We start from the raw sequence: 256 nt of genomic DNA, 5'->3' as shown, positions 1-256 counted from the left end.
CACTATCGAATTCATAAAACATGACTCATTACAAACGAAGCCTATCAATGCAACCAGCTGTCGTCCTCCCAGACCTGCTGCATTATTTCCATCACTCGCTTTTTATCTTCATCCAGTTTTAACCCGCTCAGCTCAACGCCGTTGGCGCTGCCCTTGCGGATACGAATTGCTGTTTTGGGATACAGAGGGCGCAAATTACGGTAAAGCTCGGATTCAAGGGCGTCCAGCGTAGCCTGGCTAATCTTCTGCTCTTTAT

General features: G+C 47.7%; 1 protein-coding gene. It reads right to left on the bottom strand.

Going from position 1 to position 256, the window contains the following annotated elements; translation table 11 throughout:
* Positions 1–44: 44 nt before the first annotated feature.
* Positions 45–256, bottom strand: a 212-nt coding sequence (locus B4920_RS27005) for a DinI family protein (RefSeq protein ID WP_139379727.1), incomplete at its 5' end; no start/stop codon positions are given.

Source organism: Zoogloea sp. LCSB751 (assembly GCF_002028455.1).
GTDB lineage: Bacteria > Pseudomonadota > Gammaproteobacteria > Burkholderiales > Rhodocyclaceae > Zoogloea.
Note: the sequence above shows the minus strand (reverse complement) of the source record. Positions and strands in the feature narration are given on the sequence as shown.